An 18,704-nucleotide genomic window follows, 5' to 3' on the forward strand; every position below is an offset into this window, starting at 1 on the left:
AAAACGAGTTCTGCAAACCAGACTCCTTATGATTTCACTACTCACTTTTTGTCGGGGAAAACGCCCGACTAAAAGTGAGTTGCGAACTCTACAGGAGTCTAAACGGTTTGCTACGCTCTTTAATCTTTTTTAAAGACGTCTTTTACTTTGTTGAAAAATGAGCCGTCTTCTTCTGTGATAGAAACGTCGCTGGCTTTAGCGAATTCTCTCAATAATTCGGCTTGTTTAGAGTTTAAGTTCTTTGGTGTAACGATGTTTACTTTAACGTGTTGATCTCCTTGACCGGTACCTCTCAACCTTGGAGCCCCTTTTCCTTTGATACGGAAAGTCGTTCCTGTTTGTGTACCAGCTGGGATTTTCAATTTCACTTTCCCATGAACAGTAGGGACTTGGATCTCATCTCCTAAAGCAGCTTGAACAAAATGAATTGGTGCTTCATAATAAATTTCAGCACCTCGGCGTTGGAATTGTTTGCTTGGTTTGACACGGAAGATTACATATAGATCTCCGTATGGTCCACCATTTTTACCAGCTTCTCCTTGTCCGCTTAGACGCATTTGGTCGCCGTCTTCTACTCCGGCAGGAACAGTGACTTTAACTGTGTGACGTTCTTTTACATGACCAGCCCCAAGACATGTAGGACATTTTTCTTTGATTTCTTGGCCAGTACCATTACATACATCACAGACAGAACGAGTTTGGATTCTTCCAAGTGGCGTGTTTCTTTCTACATTGATCGACCCTGAACCACCACATTTTGAACAAGTCACTGGTGAAGTACCGGGTTTCGCTCCATCCCCATGACAAGTTTCACATTCTTGCTTGCGATTGTATCGAATCGTTGTTTCTTTTCCGAAAACAGCTTCTTCAAACTCTAGGTCTAGAGTATATTGAAGATCTTCTCCTTGACGAGGTGCATTCGGATTATATCTTGAACGGCCACCACCTCCGAAGAAAGAATCAAAAATATCTTCAAATCCGCCAAATCCGCTGCCTCCGAAGCCGCCTCCGCCAAATCCACCGCCAGCTCCAAAGTTAGGATCTGTGCTGGCATGACCATATTGATCATATGCAGCACGTTTATTAGCGTCGCTTAAGACTTCATAAGCTTCAGCAATTTCCTTGAACTTTTCATCAGCATCAGCTTCTTTGTTGATATCCGGATGGAATTTTTTTGACAACTTTCGATAAGCTTTTTTTATCTCATCGTCAGATGCACTTTTAGACACACCCAGAATTTCATAATAATCTCTCTTTGCCATACTTTCCCTCCAATAGCACATGCTCTAATGCAATGTGCTGTTTTAGCTATACCTGGCAACAACGAATTATTGCTTTTAGGCTCCATGCTAAACCTGCTTTAAGAGCATATCATAATGATGAGAAAAAGCCAAAAGCAAGTTTGCCCTGGCTTTTTCTCAAATCTAAAATGTTCGTGCTTATTTGTCGTCATCTACTTCTTCAAAGTCTGCATCTACAACAGTGTCATCAGAAGCAGTATCTGTTGCTTCGCCTTCAGGGTTTTCGCCTTGTTGAGCAGCAGCTTGTTCGTATAACTTAACTGTCAATGCTTGAACAACTTCATTCAAAGCATCACGTTTAGTTTTCATATCTTCAAGATTATTTGCTTCAACAGCAGCTTTCAATTCGTCACGAGCGTCTTCAGCTTTTTTAACTTCGTCTGCGTCAACTTTTCCTTCAAGATCTTTCAATGTTTTGTCTACTTGGAACAATAATTGATCGATCTCATTGCGTAATTCTACTTCTTCTTTACGAGCTTTATCTGCTTCAGCATTAGCTTCAGCGTCTTTTACCATACGTTCGATTTCTTCGTCTGTTAAACCTGATGAAGATTTGATCGTAATAGTTTGTTCTTTGTTTGTACCTAAGTCTTTTGCACTTACGTTAACAATACCGTTTTTGTCGATATCAAATTTAACTTCGATTTGAGGCACACCACGTGGTGCAGCTGGAATATCCGTTAATTGGAAACGACCTAATGTCTTGTTGTCTGCTGCCATTGGACGTTCACCTTGCAATACGTGTACATCAACAGCTGGCTGGTTGTCAGCTGCAGTTGAGAACACTTGTGATTTGCTTGTAGGAATAGTTGTGTTGCGGTCGATCAATTTAGTGAACACGCCGCCCATTGTTTCGATACCTAATGACAAAGGAGTAACGTCTAGCAAGACGATATCTTTTACATCACCAGAAATAACTCCACCTTGGATAGCAGCTCCCATAGCTACAACTTCATCCGGATTAACTGATTTGTTTGGTTCTTTTCCTGATTCAATACGAACAGCGTCTACTACAGCTGGGATACGTGTTGATCCACCAACTAAGATAACTTCGTCGATATCAGATTTGTTTAATCCAGCATCTTTAAGAGCTTGCTGAACTGGTTTTTTCGTACGTTCTACTAGGTCATGAGTCAATTCATCAAATTTTGCACGTGTTAAAGTTGTTTCCAAGTGCAATGGACCAGCTTCTCCAGCAGTGATAAACGGCAAGCTGATTTGTGTTGAAGTAACACCTGATAAGTCTTTTTTAGCTTTTTCAGCAGCATCTTTCAAACGTTGTACAGCCATTTTATCTTTAGACAAGTCAATGCCGTTCTCTTTTTTGAATTCAGCTACCAAGTAGTCGATGATTTTGTTGTCAAAGTCATCCCCACCAAGTTCGTTATCCCCAGATGTAGACAATACATCGAATACTCCGTCTCCTAATTCAAGAATAGAAACGTCAAAAGTACCACCACCAAGGTCAAATACTAAAACTTTTTCTTCTTTATCTGTTTTGTCTAAACCATATGCTAATGCAGCGGCAGTTGGCTCATTAACGATACGTTCTACTTCTAAACCAGCGATTTTACCTGCATCTTTAGTAGCTTGACGTTGTGCGTCATTGAAGTAAGCCGGTACTGTAATAACAGCTTTAGTCACTTCTTCGCCTAGATAAGCTTCAGCATATCCTTTTATATATTGTAGAATATTTGCTGAGATTTCTTGAGGAGTATATTTTTTACCTTCAATTTCAACTGTATAATCTTCACCCATGTGTCGTTTGATAGAAGCAATTGTATTTGGGTTCGTTATAGCTTGACGTTTAGCAACTTCTCCTACTTGAATTTCACCATTTTTAAAAGCTACAACTGAAGGAGTAGTGCGGTTACCTTCTGGGTTAGGAATAATTTTTGCTTCTCCACCTTCTAATACTGCTACAGCAGAGTTAGTTGTTCCTAAGTCAATACCAATAATTTTTGCCATAAATAATCCCTCATTTTCTTTTAATTTTAGTTACATTATTTTATGCTTTTTATATTTCACGCTATTTTACTGTGCTACTACAACCATTGCAGGGCGTAAAACACGTTCATGGAGAGTATATCCTTTTTGGTGCACAGTTACAACAGTTCCTACTTCTTGACCCTCTTCAACTTCAACAGTTTGAACCGCTTGATGGTAGTTCGGATCAAAAGTTTCATTTAGAGGGTTTATCTCTTGGACACCTTCTTTTTGCAGAGCTTGTTTGAAACTTTCATAAACCATCTCGACACCTTTTTTGAAATTCAGATCTTCTTCTGAAGTTTCGACAGCTAATGCACGCTCAAGATTATCTAAAACATTAATCAATTCTTTAGCTAATGATTGAGAACGGTATTTAGCATCTGCTTCTCTTTCTTTACGATTTCTTTTTTGGATATTAGCTAATTCAGCTTGCAAACGAAGATAAGCATCTTCTTTTTCTTCTAACTGAGCTTTCAAAGCTGCCAACTCATCAGCTGCTGTTTCTTCTACTGGTACTTTTTCTACAGTTTCTTCAACTGCAGCTTCCGTTTCTTCCGTTGAGGTCACATCTGCTGATTCTTGTTCCTCTAAATGAGAATCTTTCTTTTCCACAATACAAAACTCCTTTTAATAGTCATCCATCGAATGGTGATGATCTATTATTTTTTTTGATAACTCATTCCTAAAAACATCCATAAGACCAATCATTTTGGAATACGGCATATTTGTCGGTCCTAGAATCGCAATCGTTCCAGTTCCCAGCTCTTCTACATCATAGGTAGCAGAGATCAAACTGAAATTTGCCAAGAGTTCGATATTCAATTCGTTGCCGATCCGAACCTCGATGTCTTGTTTTTGCTGCCCCAAGAGTGATGCTAGGTCTTGGTTGCCCTCCATAAATGAATAAATCGATTTGAACTGGTGGATATCCATATTGTCTGAATAATCCAACATGTTCATTCTTCCGCCAATATGCATTCGTTCTCTAACAGCTTTCACGAATAGCCCATTGATGAGTTCCATCATCCCTTCAGCAGTCCGCATATACTTATGAATCAAGAAAGGCACGTCTTCTTGAAGCATTTTAAATACTTCTACCAAAGAATGTCCAATCAATTGATCATTGAACAAAGCTACGATTTTTTCCAAATTGTTCAAATCAAAACCTTTTGGTACGGTGAAAATTTGTTCTTCGATATGGCCTTTATCTGTTACTAGTATGGCCATCACTCTTCGTTCGTTCAATGGAACTAAGCGGAACCCGGTCAATTTGCTTTCTTTGATCTCAGGACCTAAGGATATAGCTGTATAACTAGTCAAATTAGATAATACTTCGGCTGATTTCACCACAATTTCATCAATTTGGAAAAATGGATTATCAAAAGCTTTCTGTATTGTTTCCACTTTATCGTGATCAACTGTTGTAGGGTGTAACAAGTAATCCACATAAAAACGATAGCCTTTTTTAGACGGTACTCTGCCTGATGACGAATGCGTTTTTTGAAGATATCCCATTTCTTCTAAACGTACCATTTCATTCCGGACGGTTGCTGAACTCGCGTCAATATCCGTTTCATCTAATAACGTTTTAGATCCTACTGGAAGACCATATTTCGTAAATAAGATTACGATTGATTTGAGGATCAAAATTTGCCTTTCCGTTAACATAAAGCCTCACCTCTTTTTTTAGCACTTCAAACAAATGAGTGCTAACACAATTATTAATTTACCAAAGATTAAAAAATTTGTCAATGTATACAGCACACTTTTCTGACTATTTTTGACTATTTTATTTTCTTTGGTGTAGCAACGAAAATAAACCCTTGCCATCATATAATCTGATTGCAAAGGTTTGTTTTTTTGAAAGTGATTCTTATTTCAATTGAGCAAAATATTGACGTGCATCTATTTCGTCTTGATCCAATTGTTCAATAAGACCTTCTATATTCGAGAATTTTTTTTCTTCTCTAAGATATTTGTGCCACTCTACGGCTACTGTCTCACCGTAAATATCACTGTTGAAATCAAAGATATTTACCTCAACAGACATTTGACGATCAGCTTCGAATGTAATGTTGTACCCAATCGATGCCATACCTTCGTGCCATTCATCGCCCACTTTTATTCTTACGGCATAAACGCCTACTTTAGGCAATCGAATTCCAGCTTTTGTATCGATATTGGCAGTAGGATAGCCCAACGTTCTTCCTCGTGCATCACCATGAATAACGATACCTGGAGTTTGGTACACGTATCCCAACATATGGTTTGCTTCCATGATTTCTCCATCGCTTAGAGCTTGACGTATTCGAGTCGAACTAATTTTTTCGCCTTCACCAGTCACTTTTCCGACTTCGATCACTTCAAATCGATCTTTTGCGTAACTGGGCAAATGCTCCATAGAGGCCACTTCTTTTTTCCCGTAAGTATAATCAAATCCAGCAACCACTGCTACAGCATTCAACCCGACAATATATTGATCGACAAATTCTTGCGGACTTAAAGAAGCAAAAGCAGAAGTGAAATCTACTTCATACAAATAATCTACACCTAATTCTTCCATGAACTCTTCTTTTCTTTCAATAGTAGACAAATATGTGATTGCTTCAGGCTTTACTTTTTTAAACACGATTGAAGGGTGCTGATTAAATGTCATTAGCGCTAAACAAGCATTTTTTTCTTTTGAGATTCGTTTAGCTGTATTGATGACCGTTCTATGCCCCTTATGAACACCATCAAAGAAACCAAGTGCTAAGACAACCGGTTCTTTAGGAATGATGTCCTCATGATACGGGTGATGAATTTTTATGATTTCCATTTTCAAAACTCCTCTTTAAACTGATGTCCGCAACATTTTAATGGGTTTCAACAAATGACGTTTTGTGGGATGCACATCATATATACTCCGCGCTCTGCCCTCGTACATCAATACTACAGGGTAGTTGACCGATTCGTTGAACGTATCCACTGAGAGGACGGCTCCATTTTTTACTTTGTCCCATAAGTCTTCGTTGATCTCGATTTTTTCCATTTCGTCTAATGCATATTCTAAAGGAAACAATCGTTCCGCAATCGTCTCTTCTTCCATCAATGCTGCTACTTGATCTAATGTGAGACAATCTTTTACTGTAAAGGTTCCGCTTTTCACTCGTGTCAAATCTGACATGTGAGCTGGGTAGCCTAATTTTTCTCCAAGGTCTACTGCCAGAGTACGGACATACGTTCCTTTCCCGCAATCGACTTCAAATCTCCATGAGACGGTTTGTGCTTCTTCATTTAATACAGGTTCAGAAGTCCGCTTGAATTTGTGTATCGCAACAGTTCTTTTAGGCCGTGTCACTTCTTGACCGGCTCTGGCATACTCATATAATTTACGTCCGTTTACTTTGATCGCTGAGTACATAGGCGGAATTTGAATGATATCCCCTGAGAATGCCTCCATTGCATGATCAATTTCTTCAGCAGAAGGAATAACCGTTACCGGCTTTGAGTCTACCATTTCTCCACTGCTGTCTTCTGTTGTGGTACTATACCCGATAGTGACTTCGCCCACGTAAGCTTTTCCAGTCTCCATCATGTATTCGACAACTTTGGTTGCTTTACCAATACAAATAGGCAAAACTCCATCAACATCTGGATCAAGAGTGCCTGTATGTCCAATTTTTTTTGTTTTAAGTATTTTTCTAAGTTTGAAGACACAATCATGACTAGTCATGCCGCGTTCTTTCCATAATGGCAAAATGCCTTCCATTGCCTATCCCTACTTTCTGTATTAGCCAGTAACCAGTATACCATATTTCTTTTGCCGACTTAACATTTCTAAAAGGGTTTTTAGTGAGAGAACGCTAAATAAACCAATCATTTTTCATTTTTTCAAATTAATTTGGTATAATTGAACCGATAGATCAGTTTTATTTTCAGGAGGATTTGTAATGAAAGACATTAAAATATTGACCGACTCAACCGTACAGTTGTCTCATGAAGAACAAGAAAAGTATGGCATAACAGTGATTCCTTTATCGGCTATGTTAAACAACATCATGTATTACGATAATCAAACGATCAGTAAAGCGGAATTTTTGCAAAAAATGAATGATAGCTCCGTTTTACCAAAAACCTCTCAGCCAGCCGTTGGTCAATACGTTGAATTGTACAATCAACTCGGAAAAGATGGCAGCGAAATTTTATCTATACACGTTGCAGGATACCTCAGCGGCACTTATTCAGCTGCTGTACAGGCTAGTCATCTGACAAAATCAAAAGTCACTGTCATAGACAGCGAAACAGTTGATCGCGCTATGGCCTTTCAAGTTTTAGCTGCTGCTAAAATGGCTCAAAACCACGCAACTATGGATGAGACCCTAACTGAATTAGACCGCATCAAAGAAAAGAGTGCTCTTTATGTGGGCATCGTCGATCTAGAAAATTTGATCAAAGGCGGACGCATTGGTAGAATTTTAGGTCGTGTCTCCACTTTGTTGAATATGAAGATCATGCTGAAAGTAACCAGCAAAGGATTAGAACCTGAAACTAAAGGTCGCGGCCTAAAAAGTTTGAAAAAGAAAGTAGATCAAATTATCGAAGAAATGAACCAATTTGATGCAATCGAGCAGATTGGTATCACACATGTCGGTTTAACCAATTTTACAGAAGAAATCATTGCTGATCTAAAAACAGCTTTTCCAACTGCAGCTTTCCATATTGCTTATGCCAGCCCTACTCTGATGACTCATGCAGGTAAAGGCGCATTTGCTATTATGTACCAAGCAAAATAACCAAAAGAACACCTCACTAGTTTGATAGCGAGGTGTTCTTTTGGTTTAACAATCAAGTAATACTTACATGTACTTCGTTATTTCATCTTCATACTCTGGACTGATTTTTTTGATAACAGACAAATCTCCGTTAGGCTCCAATAAGACTGCCTCTATATTATCTGAAGTCATTCCAGCTTCTCTTCGGATAGCAGAATAGATTTCTTCTTTATTGACACGTACCTTTTTCATACTTTCTGTTTTAAATTCACCTTTATAATAGATTACTTTTGGCGTTGGGTTAGCAAAAGGGTACAATCCTTCCCATTTTGCAACAACTTTGGATAGTAAAAACTGCAGGATCAGTAATACAACAATTGCAACCATCCCATTGAGCAGATTGATTTCTTTTAAAATCATTGTAGAGGAAATAACCGACCCTATAGTAATCGTAGCAATCATGTCATATACACTAAAACTAGATACGCTTCTGCTGCCGAATATTTTCAACAAAACAATCAAAATAATATACAACAATATCGTCGTTAATGTGATTCGTGCGGTTGATTGCCAACCATCAAACAGTAACTTGGGTGTCCCAAAGAAATCCTCTATTTGTGTAAATAAATTTGAAAGCCAACTAAACATTTTCCTCTCCCCTTTCTTACTTATTTTAACAAAAACATACCTCAGTTTAAAACATCACCGTTCAACAGCTTATGCAATTCACACTAACTTCTTTTACATAATATAATAAAAAAACAGGAAAAGAGAATTCGCTCTCTTTTCCTGTTTTTATTTAGTCTTTATTTAGATCTCTCAATAATTCGTCAATACGATTACCATAAGCAACAGATTCGTCTCTTTCAAACATCAATTCAGGTGTTTTGTAAATAGACAATCTCTGACCTAGTTCTTTACGAATCAAGCCTGTCGCTTTATCCAGTCCTAATTGAGCATTTTCGACATCTTTTTCTTCGTCAGACAATGTGCTGTAAAAAATAGTTGCTTGCTGCAAGTCTCCGGTTACACGTACGTCTGTAATATTGATTCCTTGAACTCTAGGATCTCTTACTCGTTTACGGATAATATCGTTAACTTCTCTTTGAATTTCTTGAGCAACTCTTCCTACTCTATAATTCGCCATAATGTCTCCCTACTTTCTTTTAGACGAGTTGCGCAAACCAGATTTTTTATAAATTCATTTATTCTTTTTGTTGAGTAAACTATTCAATGAAAGAATAAAAGTGAATCTACAAAAGTCTAGACAGTTTGCTTCTCTCTCTTATTTAGGTTGTATTTGGACCATTTCATAGGCTTCAACAACATCATCAACTTGAATATCATTGTAGTCTTTAATCATTAAACCACATTCAAAGCCTTTTTTCACTTCTTTTGCATCATCTTTGAAACGTTTCAAGCTGGCTAATTCACCTTCATGAATGACGATGTTATCACGAATCAAACGAACGCCGCTGTTACGTTTAACAACACCATCTGTAACAAATGCTCCCGCAATTGTTCCGACTTTAGAAACAACAAAGGTTTCACGAATGACTGCTTGACCAGTTACTTTTTCTTCGTATTCTGGGTCTAACAGACCTTTCATAGCTGTTTCGATTTCATCGATAGCATTATAAATAATACGGTGAAGACGAATATCTACTTTTTCTTGCTCAGCTTGATCTTTTGCTTGAGGAGTAGGACGAACGTTAAATCCAATGATGATTGCATTACTTGCTGCTGCTAATGTAATATCACTTTCATTGATCGCTCCAACGCCCGTATGAATGATTTTCACTCGAACGCCTTCTACTTCGATTTTTCTCAAACTTGCTGCTAAAGCTTCTGTTGAACCTTGAACGTCAGCTTTGATGATAACATTAACTTCTTTCAATTCGCCCTCTTGTAAACTAGAGAATAAGTTGTCTAAAGTTACACGATTGGTTACTGAACGTTGTTCGCTAAGCAATTGTTTTTCACGTGATTCTCCAACTGAACGAGCAGTTTTTTCATCTTCGAACACAACAAATTGGTCACCTGCTAAAGGTGCATTGTTCAACCCAGTAATTTCAACTGGCGCTGAAGGACCTGCAGTCTTCAAGCGACGGCCTAATTCGTTGACCATAACACGAACACGACCAAATGTAGATCCCACAACGATCGGGTCTCCAACTTTTAGTGTACCTTCTTTGATCAGTAAGGTAGCAATTGGTCCTTTGGCTTTATCTAATCGTGCTTCTACTACACTTCCAATAGCCAAACGTTTTGGATCAGCTTTTAATTCTTGAACTTCTGAAACCAACAGAATCATTTCTAATAGTTCTTCGATATTTTCACCGAATTTAGCAGAAATGTTTACAAAAATCGTATCTCCGCCCCATGATTCAGGAATTAAACCATATTCTGTCAATTCTTGCATAACTCTATCTGGGTTGGCAGTCGGTTTATCTACTTTATTCACAGCAACAATGATTGGAACATCAGCTGCTTTAGCATGATTGATCGCTTCAACTGTTTGAGGCATTACACCATCATCAGCTGCAACAACAATAATAACGATATCCGTTACATCAGCACCACGTGCACGCATAGTTGTAAAAGCCGCATGTCCTGGAGTGTCTAAGAAAGTGATTTTCTTGCCGTTTTTAGTGATTTGGTAAGCACCGATATGCTGCGTGATTCCTCCAGCTTCGCCTTCACTGACTTTTGAGTTTCTCAAAGTATCTAGTAAAGTCGTTTTACCGTGGTCAACGTGTCCCATGATCGTTACAACTGGCGGACGTTCTTCTAGTCGCTCTTCTGCTACTTCTTGGTTGAAGTATACATCTAAATCAGAAATGTCTACTTGAACTTTTTCTTCCGCTTCAATACCATATTCAGCAGCTAACAGTTCGATAGCTTCTTTACTTAAACTTTGGTTTTGTGTTGCAATAACGCCTAGTAAGAATAATTTTTTGATGATTTCAGCTGGCTCACGGTAAATTTTCTTAGAAATTTCTGCTACAGTCATACCATCTGTATAAACCAATACTTCCGGCAATTCTCTTTCTTTTCTTGGTACTGGTGGAGCTACTGGCTTAGTTTCGCCTTTTCTTCCTTTTTTCTTACGTTTGTTGTACCCGCCATGCGTTCCCATGCTTCCACGATTACGATAAGGTTTGTTGGCTGTTTTATTTTTTCCAAAACTGTTCGATGACGACCCTTGACTGCTTGAAGTTGTGCTAGCTGGTTTAGATGCAGCAGGTTTCTTTGCAGTAGTTTCTTTTTTCGGAGCACGGTTGTCAGATTTAGGTTTTTCAGCAGCTGTACGTGGTACGACTTTCTTAGTCGAGCTTGCTTTATTTGCTGACCCTTGCTCTTTTTTATTTTGTTGAGATTGGTTCTTCTTTGGATTGTTTTGTTGGTTTTCTATAGTATGATCTCCCTTATGGTTCTGCTGATTCTTAGTTGAATGAGCATTATTGTCTTTTTTCTGGATTGCTTGTTGATTGGTTTTGTTTGAAGCAAATGCGCTATTCAGCTTTTCTACTTGATTGTCTTCCATAGATGACATGTGAGTCTGATACTCAATACCAAGCTCTTTAGCCTTAGTAATAACGTCTTTACTTGAAACATTTTTTTCTTTTGCGTACTCATATACACGTTTCTTAGCCATGCAATCACCCTCCATTAAATTGATAATAATTCTCGGATTTTTTTCGCAAAGCCACTATCCGTAAGACAAAGGATTGTACGTTCCTTTCCAATCGCTTGACTTAATTCCGCTTTCGAATACTGAACAGTGTAAGGAATGTTGTAGTATTGACATTTATCCGAAACTTTCTTTTGTGTGTTTTCACTAGCGTCTTTCGCTATGAGCACCACTTTAGCTTGTTGAGATCGAACTTGTTTAAGCGTTAATTCTTCTCCAGAAATCAGTTTACCCGCTCGAGTAGCTAATCCCAATAAGTTTAAAGCTTTTTGTTCATTTGTCATAAACTCATCCGTGCTTTCTGATGTTTTACATAGTCTAATAATGACTGATAAAAAACGTCGTCTAATTTTGTTCCAAGTACACGATCCAATACCCGTTGATCCCAGGCTGTTTGAACAATTTCCGGTTCAATAGATACATAAGCCCCGCGACCCGGCATTCTTCCGCTGGGATCGATATCTACATGGTCTTCTTTGTTTTTCACAATACGGACCATTTCTTTTTTTGGTTTCATTTCATTTGAAACGACGCATTTACGCAATGGAATTTTTTTCTTAGGCACTGAAATCACCTCACTAATCTTCAGTAGTATCTTGCTCTTTATGATCTTGGTATTCCAATTCTTCGCCCGTTTCGTCACCATTTATCAATTCTTCGATGGTTTCATCATCTGCGACAAGAGTTTCCTCTACCTCAGGATCTTCTACTAATGGAGCTACGACTTCTTCAGCATCTACTACTGCTTCGATAGGCTCATCAACCAACGCACCGTTTACCAAATCATCTGTACTAACTAAGCCAACTTCTTCGTCAGCTTCGTCAGCAGCAAGCATATCTGACTCCGACTTGATGTCGATTTTAAAACCTGTTAATTTCGCAGCTAGACGAGCATTTTGACCGCGTTTACCAATAGCTAATGATAATTGATAATCAGGTACAACAACTAAACAGCTGTTTGTTTGCTCATTAAAGACCACATCGATAACTTTAGCAGGATTCAAAGCATTAGCAATATAAGTAGCTGGATCTTCACTCCACTCTACAATATCCATGTTTTCGCCTTTTAACTCGTTTACGATGGCTTGTACACGTTGTCCTTTAGGTCCAACACATGTTCCAACAGGATCGATATGTTCGTCTCTAGATACAACCGCTACTTTAGCACGGTCTCCAGCTTCACGTGCAATAGAAACGATCTCAACTACGCCATCGTAAATTTCAGGAACTTCTTGCTCAAATAAACGTTTCAACAAATCAGGATGACTGCGGCTTACAAAGATTTGAGGTCCTTTTGAAGTGTTTTCTACTTTAGTCACATAAACTTTGATGCGGTCATGAGGTTTGTAGACTTCATTTGGTATTTGCTCTTGTTTAGATAATACAGCTTCGATTTTACCAAGGTTTACGTAAATGTAGCGGTTGTCTTGACGTTCAACTATCCCTTGCATGATATCATTTTCGTAAGCAATAAATTCATTGTAAATAATGTTTCTTTCTGCTTCACGCATGCGTTGCATGATTACTTGTTTAGCTGTTTGTGCAGCAATACGTCCAAAGTTCTTTGGAGTTACTTCGAAACGAATTTTATCGCCGACTTCATATGCAGGATTGATTTTGACAGATTCTTCCAAGCTCACTTCTAAACGAGAATCATAGACTGTATCTACGACATCTTTAACAGCATATACGCTGATTTTGCCTGTTTTATGGTTGAATTCAACCTCAACGTTTTGTGCTTGGCTGTAATTTCTTTTATACGCAGAAACCAATGCAGCTTCCAAAGCATCTAAAACCAATTCTTTGGATATGCCTTTTTCTGTTTCTAAGTCATCAAGAGCATTTAACAATTCTTTGCTCATTCTTTTCTCTCCTATTCAATTGTAGTCTTTTTAAAACTGGATTGCCAATCTTGCTTTTGCAATCTTTGATCGATCAAATTCGATATCTTTTGTACGAGTTTTAATTTTGACAGTGAGTGTTAATGTTTCTTCTGTTAATTCTTTTAGAATTCCCTCATAAACTTTTTCCCCATCAACGGGTTCGTATAAAGAAATATGAACGTATTTTTCTACTGCATTTTGGAAGTCTGATTCAGTTTTGATTGGTCTTTCTGCTCCAGGAGATGACACTTCTAGGAAATAAGCATGAGGAAATGGGTCTGGAGTAATTTTATCCAAACGTTCACTCACTTTTTCGCTTACTAATGCACAGTCTTCTAAAGTTACACCTTGCGGCTGATCAATGTATACACGTAAAAACCAGTTTTTACCTTCTTTTACATATTCAACATCTACCAATTCATAACTTAAGTCTTCCACTAATGGCTGAATTAAATCAGAAACCGTTGTTACTATGTTGCTCATTTTTTTCGCCTCCTATCTTTAGACGTATATAATCGCTTAAAAAGAGTGAGCGTTTCCGCTCACTCTAACTGAATATCTAAACACACTTGAAATAATACCATAAAATCAAGGAATACGCAAACAATCATCCCTCTATCTCTGCATTGCTGCCAACAAAAATAACTATTTTTAACTGATCCATCTTTTTAAGAGTTTTCTATTTTTGTCTTAGAACAAATCGAACAATGAAAGTTGATTTTCATCCGGTAATCCTTTTAAAACACCATTTTCATTCATATATTCAATAACCGTTTTAGAAACTTTCCCTCTTTTGGCCAGATCTTCTTTAGAAAGAAACGGCTTTTCTTTTCTAGCTTCAACGATTTGCTGCGCTACACTGGTTCCTAAACTTGGAATGGCTCTAAATGGAGCAATCAATGTATTTCCATCAATAACAAAGTTTTTTGCATCTGATTTTTCCAAATCGACCATTTTAAAATCAAATCCACGTTCGACCATTTCATTAGCTAATTCCAAAACCGTCAACAAACTCTTATCTTTTGCCGAAGCATCCAGACCTTTATCTGTGATTTCTTTGATTTTCACTTTGATCGATTCTTTTCCTTGTGTCATAGCAACTAAATCGAAATCACTCGCTCGAACAGAGAAATAAGCTGCATAATACAAGATTGGGAAATGGACTTTGTAGTATGCTACCCTTAACGCCATCAATACATACGCTGCCGCATGGGCTTTAGGGAACATGTATTTGATCTTCAAACAAGATTCAATATACCATTCCGCGATACCTTCATCACGCATGACTTGCTGCCATTCATCTGGAATCCCTTTTCCTTTACGAACATGCTCCATGATTTTAAACGCCAATCCGGCTTCCAATCCATTATAAATCAAGTAAACCATGATATCATCACGACAACCGATTACTTCTGATAAAGGAATACCATGGTTACGAATCAATTCTTCAGCATTCCCCAGCCAAACGTCAGTCCCATGTGATAGTCCCGAAATTTGCAATAATTCAGCAAACGTATTTGGTCTGGTCTCTTCCAACATTCCTCGTACAAAACGCGTACCAAATTCTGGAATACCTAACGTACCGGTTTTAGATAAAATTTGTTCAGGCGTGACTCCTAAAATATCGGTGCCTTGGAAAATTTTCATTACTTCCGGGTCGTCTGTTGGAATCGTCTTAGGATCAATTCCGGATAAGTCTTGCAGCATTCGAATAACGGTTGGATCATCGTGTCCCAGGATATCCAATTTCAACACATTATCATGGATAGAGTGGAAATCAAAATGCGTTGTTTTCCATTCAGCCGCTTGATCATCGGCTGGATATTGGACAGGTGTAAAATCAAATACATCCATATAATCAGGGATAACAATGATCCCTCCCGGATGTTGACCAGTCGTTTTTTTCACGCCTGTTGCTCCTTTGGCTAAACGATCGATCTCAGCAGCACGCAAGTTTTGGTTTGTATCTCTTTCGTACCCTTTAACATATCCATAAGCAGTTCTATCGGCTACCGTACTGATCGTACCTGCACGATAAACGTACTCTTCTCCAAACAACACTTTTGTATAATCATGAGCTTTAGATTGGTAGTCTCCTGAGAAGTTCAAATCGATATCGGGAACTTTATCTCCATTAAAACCAAGAAATGTTTCAAATGGGATATCATGTCCATCTTTGTGCAGGCGAGCTCCGCAACCTGGACATGCTTTTTCAGGTAAATCAAAGCCTGATCCTACCGAACCATCTTCAAAAAACTCTGAATATTTACATTCTGGACAACGGTAATGCGGCGGCATCGGATTTACTTCTGTGATTCCGGTCATTGTTGCTACAAAACTTGATCCAACCGAACCACGGGAACCAACTAGATACCCTTCAGAAACACTTTTATGCACTAATTTTTGTGAAATCAAATAAATAACTGAGAACCCATTGCCGATAATACTGGTCAATTCTTTTTCCAATCGTTTCTCAATCACTTCTGGAAGAGGAGATCCATATAAGCGATGAGCTTCGTCATAACTCAATTTACGGATCTCTTCTTCAGATCCAGGAATTTTCGGCGTATACAGATCCGTTTTGACTGGAGTAATATCCTCATCCACTAAATCAGCAATCTGGTTAGGATTGGTTACGACTATTTCATGAGCCTTTTCTTTCCCAAGAAAAGAAAAAGCATCAAGCATTTCAGTAGTGGTTCTAAAATGGACAAGCGGCAACTCAGCTCGATTCAACTCAGACGCTCCGCCAAGAGAATGCACTAGTATTTTTCGGTAAACTGCATCTTCAGGATTTAAATAATGCACATTCCCAGTTGCAACAATAGGCTTATTCAATTCTTCACCTATTTGGATCAGGTTGCGAATAATTTCTTCTAAATCTTTGTTGTCGCGTACGAGTTCTCGTTCAATCAAAGGTGCATAGACTTCTTTAGGCATAACTTCTAAATAATCGTAAAAACGTGCTTTGTTTTTTGCTACGTCATACCCTTTTTGCATCATCGCTTCAAAAACTTCCCCGTTGCTGCAAGCAGATCCAACAATCAATCCTTCACGATATCTCGTCAGTTCAGAGCGTGGGATTCTGGGCACACGGAAAAAATAATCTGTATTGGACAACGAAACTAATTTAAATAAGTTCTTCAATCCTGCTTGAGTAGTAGCTAAAATAGTTGCGTGGAAAGGACGCGCTCTTTTATATGCATCTCCTTCGCCGATTTTACTGTTCAATTGGTTGTGGTTCGTTATTCCATGTTCTTCTTCAGCTTCTTTTAAAAATATCCAGCATAAAGCTCCTGTTGTTTCAGAGTCATAAATAGCCCGATGATGTTGTTCCAATGCAACTCCATATTTTTTTGCCAATGTATTTAAACGATGGCCTTTAAATTGAGGATGCAGAAAGCGTGATAATTCCAATGTATCAATAACAGGATTTGTAGCTTCTGGAATGTTGTATCTGGTATATCCTGTATTTAAGAATCCCATATCAAAGCTAGCATTATGGGCAACTAAAATACTTCCCTCAGCAAATTCATGAAATAATCTCAGTACTTCTTCTTCCGTTTTAGAACCTCTGACCATTTCATCCGTTATCCCTGTCAAGTTGACGGTCGTCTGAGACAAGCGATGTCCCGGATCAATAAAGTGTTCAAACGTATCGACCACATTTCCTTTATGCATTTTGACGCCAGCCAACTCGATGATCTTATCATATACAGCAGATAATCCTGTCGTCTCGACGTCAAATACGACATACGTTGCGTCAGACAATTCGATATCAGCCGGATTGTAAGCAATATCTACTCCATCATCCACAACATTTGCTTCGATTCCATATAAAACTTTGATATTGTGTTTTTGACCTGCACTGAATGCATCAGGGAATCCTTGTGCGCCTGCATGATCGGTCAAAGCAATCGCTTTGTGTCCCCATTTAGCTGCTTGTGCTACATAATCGGCTACATTATTGGTCGCATCCATCGTACTCATGTTACCGTGCAAATGCAGTTCTACACGTTTATCATTTTCTGGAGCAGTATCTTTTCGATCTTCATGACTGACTTGAGTCAAATCTTGGCCGTTCATGACCAAATCTCTCATGTACGTATCTTCTTGGATGCTTCCACGTGCACGGAACCACATGCCTTTTTTGATAGCTGCAAAAGCTGCTTCATCTTCTGGAGTATTTGAAAACTTCTTGATAGAGAAAGAAGACGTGTAATCTGTCATTTTCATCGTCAACAATTGTCTTCCAGAGCGCAATTCACGGATCTCTGCATCAAAGACATATCCTTCGATCGTTACTCGTCTTTCTTCTTCAATGATTTCGCTCATTTGTTTGATTTCTTCAGAATCAGCAATTTTTCTTCCTAAAACAATAGGACCTGAGATCGGTTGAAGTTCTTTATTGGCTTCTCTTTCTTTTTCAGCTTTTTGAATGGTGACGGCTGCTCGTTGCGCCAACAGTTCATCTGCTTCTTCTTTTTTAGCTTTGAACTCATGCAGTTTCTGTTCGTAAGCTTCTTGATCTACCATAGGTTCGATCCTAAAAGTTGGGAATCCCATTTGTTGATAAGCTTCTTCCACAGGAGGCAAGTACATATTTTTTAAATGTTCTTTTACAATATCGTTCTCTACGATAAAGTGGATTTTTCTGTCATTGACGAACGGAAATTGATCTCTAAAAGGCTGGTCACAGATAGGAGAAGACACTTTACTATTTTTCACAGCCGTAGACCAGTAATGTTCCAACTTTTCCGTTGTTAGTTTCGGATTGGCGGTTTGAACAGTCATCTTGATCGTTGCAATAGAAGCAAAGGATATACGTAAAGATTCTTCTAAATTTTGATACACTTCAAAAGGCAAGATGTCTTCAAATTGAAAATCAAATTGCCATGTTTTTGACGCTCTATGAACAGTCACTTTTTGTATTTTACCTTTTTCAAAATAAGGGAAATACTCTTCTTTATGATGCAGGCCAATTTGTTCTAATAATTGGCGAAACAACTTTTCTTGTTCTAAACTCATAAGTCCATCCCTTCCTCTTTCAAACCTTCGAGGTATGTAACCATAGAAAAATGAT

General features: G+C 38.3%; 15 protein-coding genes. 1 reads left to right on the top strand and 14 read right to left on the bottom strand.

What is annotated here, in order from left to right; all coding sequences use genetic code 11:
- Window positions 1-119: 119 nt before the first annotated feature.
- From dnaJ to truB, 6 genes are all read right to left on the bottom strand, one after another.
- On the bottom strand, window positions 120-1,262 hold the full coding sequence (dnaJ, locus tag ACE025_RS11360; protein ID WP_485939868.1) for a molecular chaperone DnaJ: 1,143 nt from the start codon (window positions 1,260-1,262) through the stop codon (window positions 120-122).
- A 177-nt stretch (window positions 1,263-1,439) separates the two neighbouring features.
- The gene (gene dnaK / locus ACE025_RS11365) at window positions 1,440-3,269 is read right to left on the bottom strand and encodes a molecular chaperone DnaK (RefSeq protein WP_427354604.1); all 1,830 of its coding nucleotides are present in this window, start codon (window positions 3,267-3,269) and stop codon (window positions 1,440-1,442) included.
- Between the two features lie 66 nt (window positions 3,270-3,335).
- Window positions 3,336-3,902 carry a nucleotide exchange factor GrpE gene (gene grpE, locus ACE025_RS11370; protein ID WP_485939871.1) on the bottom strand — a complete coding sequence of 189 codons (567 nt, stop codon included), beginning with the start codon at window positions 3,900-3,902 and terminating at the stop codon, window positions 3,336-3,338.
- Window positions 3,903-3,917: 15 nt separating this feature from the next.
- A complete protein-coding gene (gene hrcA / locus ACE025_RS11375; RefSeq protein ID WP_485939872.1) occupies window positions 3,918-4,958 on the bottom strand; it encodes a heat-inducible transcriptional repressor HrcA in 1,041 nt (346 codons plus the stop codon).
- 205 nt (window positions 4,959-5,163) lie between these two features.
- The gene (gene ribF / locus ACE025_RS11380; protein ID WP_485939874.1) at window positions 5,164-6,108 is read right to left on the bottom strand and encodes a riboflavin biosynthesis protein RibF; all 945 of its coding nucleotides are present in this window, start codon (window positions 6,106-6,108) and stop codon (window positions 5,164-5,166) included.
- Window positions 6,109-6,123: 15 nt separating this feature from the next.
- A complete protein-coding gene (gene truB, locus ACE025_RS11385; protein WP_485939876.1) occupies window positions 6,124-7,041 on the bottom strand; it encodes a tRNA pseudouridine(55) synthase TruB in 918 nt (305 codons plus the stop codon).
- A 181-nt stretch (window positions 7,042-7,222) separates the two neighbouring features.
- Here truB and ACE025_RS11390 point away from each other — a divergent pair, with 181 nt between their 5' ends.
- Window positions 7,223-8,065 (top strand): DegV family protein, encoded by an 843-nt coding sequence (locus ACE025_RS11390; protein ID WP_485939877.1) that lies wholly within the window; start codon window positions 7,223-7,225, stop codon window positions 8,063-8,065.
- A 63-nt stretch (window positions 8,066-8,128) separates the two neighbouring features.
- Here the strand turns inward: ACE025_RS11390 and ACE025_RS11395 are convergent, their stop codons facing one another.
- The 8 genes from ACE025_RS11395 to ACE025_RS11430 form a co-directional block, all read right to left on the bottom strand.
- On the bottom strand, window positions 8,129-8,692 hold the full coding sequence (locus tag ACE025_RS11395; RefSeq protein ID WP_485939879.1) for a DUF421 domain-containing protein: 564 nt from the start codon (window positions 8,690-8,692) through the stop codon (window positions 8,129-8,131).
- 151 nt (window positions 8,693-8,843) lie between these two features.
- Window positions 8,844-9,191 (bottom strand): 30S ribosome-binding factor RbfA, encoded by a 348-nt coding sequence (rbfA, locus tag ACE025_RS11400; RefSeq protein WP_092479944.1) that lies wholly within the window; start codon window positions 9,189-9,191, stop codon window positions 8,844-8,846.
- A 138-nt stretch (window positions 9,192-9,329) separates the two neighbouring features.
- Window positions 9,330-11,702, bottom strand: coding sequence for a translation initiation factor IF-2 (gene infB / locus ACE025_RS11405; RefSeq protein WP_485939881.1), 2,373 nt, complete (start codon window positions 11,700-11,702; stop codon window positions 9,330-9,332).
- A gap of 14 nt (window positions 11,703-11,716) precedes the next feature.
- The gene (locus ACE025_RS11410; RefSeq protein WP_485939883.1) at window positions 11,717-12,022 is read right to left on the bottom strand and encodes a YlxQ-related RNA-binding protein; all 306 of its coding nucleotides are present in this window, start codon (window positions 12,020-12,022) and stop codon (window positions 11,717-11,719) included.
- Entirely contained in the window at window positions 12,019-12,303 is a 285-nt protein-coding gene (rnpM, locus tag ACE025_RS11415) for an RNase P modulator RnpM (protein ID WP_485939885.1), read from the bottom strand. The genes ACE025_RS11410 and rnpM overlap by 4 nt, the downstream gene beginning before the upstream one ends.
- A gap of 13 nt (window positions 12,304-12,316) precedes the next feature.
- Complete coding sequence (gene nusA / locus ACE025_RS11420; protein WP_485939887.1) at window positions 12,317-13,600, bottom strand: transcription termination factor NusA; 1,284 nt, start codon at window positions 13,598-13,600, stop codon at window positions 12,317-12,319.
- A gap of 30 nt (window positions 13,601-13,630) precedes the next feature.
- Window positions 13,631-14,104: a ribosome maturation factor RimP gene (gene rimP / locus ACE025_RS11425; protein ID WP_485939889.1), complete on the bottom strand. Its 474-nt coding sequence runs from the start codon at window positions 14,102-14,104 to the stop codon at window positions 13,631-13,633.
- A 207-nt stretch (window positions 14,105-14,311) separates the two neighbouring features.
- A complete protein-coding gene (locus tag ACE025_RS11430) occupies window positions 14,312-18,649 on the bottom strand; it encodes a PolC-type DNA polymerase III (protein WP_485939891.1) in 4,338 nt (1,445 codons plus the stop codon).
- Window positions 18,650-18,704: the final 55 nt, after the last annotated feature.

Source organism: Desemzia sp. AGC72 (assembly GCF_057334175.1).

What these genes read in the sequence shown, in the direction of transcription:
- rbfA (WP_092479944.1), bottom strand. Translation starts at nt 9,191, where the DNA reads ATGGCGAATTATAGAGTAGGAAGAGTTGCTCAAGAAATTCAAAGAGAA.
- truB (WP_485939876.1), bottom strand. Translation starts at nt 7,041, where the DNA reads ATGGAAGGCATTTTGCCATTATGGAAAGAACGCGGCATGACTAGTCAT.
- ACE025_RS11410 (WP_485939883.1), bottom strand. Translation starts at nt 12,022, where the DNA reads ATGACAAATGAACAAAAAGCTTTAAACTTATTGGGATTAGCTACTCGA.
- ACE025_RS11395 (WP_485939879.1), bottom strand. Translation starts at nt 8,692, where the DNA reads ATGTTTAGTTGGCTTTCAAATTTATTTACACAAATAGAGGATTTCTTT.
- ACE025_RS11430 (WP_485939891.1), bottom strand. Translation starts at nt 18,649, where the DNA reads ATGAGTTTAGAACAAGAAAAGTTGTTTCGCCAATTATTAGAACAAATT.
- ACE025_RS11390 (WP_485939877.1), top strand. Translation starts at nt 7,223, where the DNA reads ATGAAAGACATTAAAATATTGACCGACTCAACCGTACAGTTGTCTCAT.
- infB (WP_485939881.1), bottom strand. Translation starts at nt 11,702, where the DNA reads ATGGCTAAGAAACGTGTATATGAGTACGCAAAAGAAAAAAATGTTTCA.
- rimP (WP_485939889.1), bottom strand. Translation starts at nt 14,104, where the DNA reads ATGAGCAACATAGTAACAACGGTTTCTGATTTAATTCAGCCATTAGTG.
- hrcA (WP_485939872.1), bottom strand. Translation starts at nt 4,958, where the DNA reads ATGTTAACGGAAAGGCAAATTTTGATCCTCAAATCAATCGTAATCTTA.
- ribF (WP_485939874.1), bottom strand. Translation starts at nt 6,108, where the DNA reads ATGGAAATCATAAAAATTCATCACCCGTATCATGAGGACATCATTCCT.
- dnaK (WP_427354604.1), bottom strand. Translation starts at nt 3,269, where the DNA reads ATGGCAAAAATTATTGGTATTGACTTAGGAACAACTAACTCTGCTGTA.
- nusA (WP_485939887.1), bottom strand. Translation starts at nt 13,600, where the DNA reads ATGAGCAAAGAATTGTTAAATGCTCTTGATGACTTAGAAACAGAAAAA.
- dnaJ (WP_485939868.1), bottom strand. Translation starts at nt 1,262, where the DNA reads ATGGCAAAGAGAGATTATTATGAAATTCTGGGTGTGTCTAAAAGTGCA.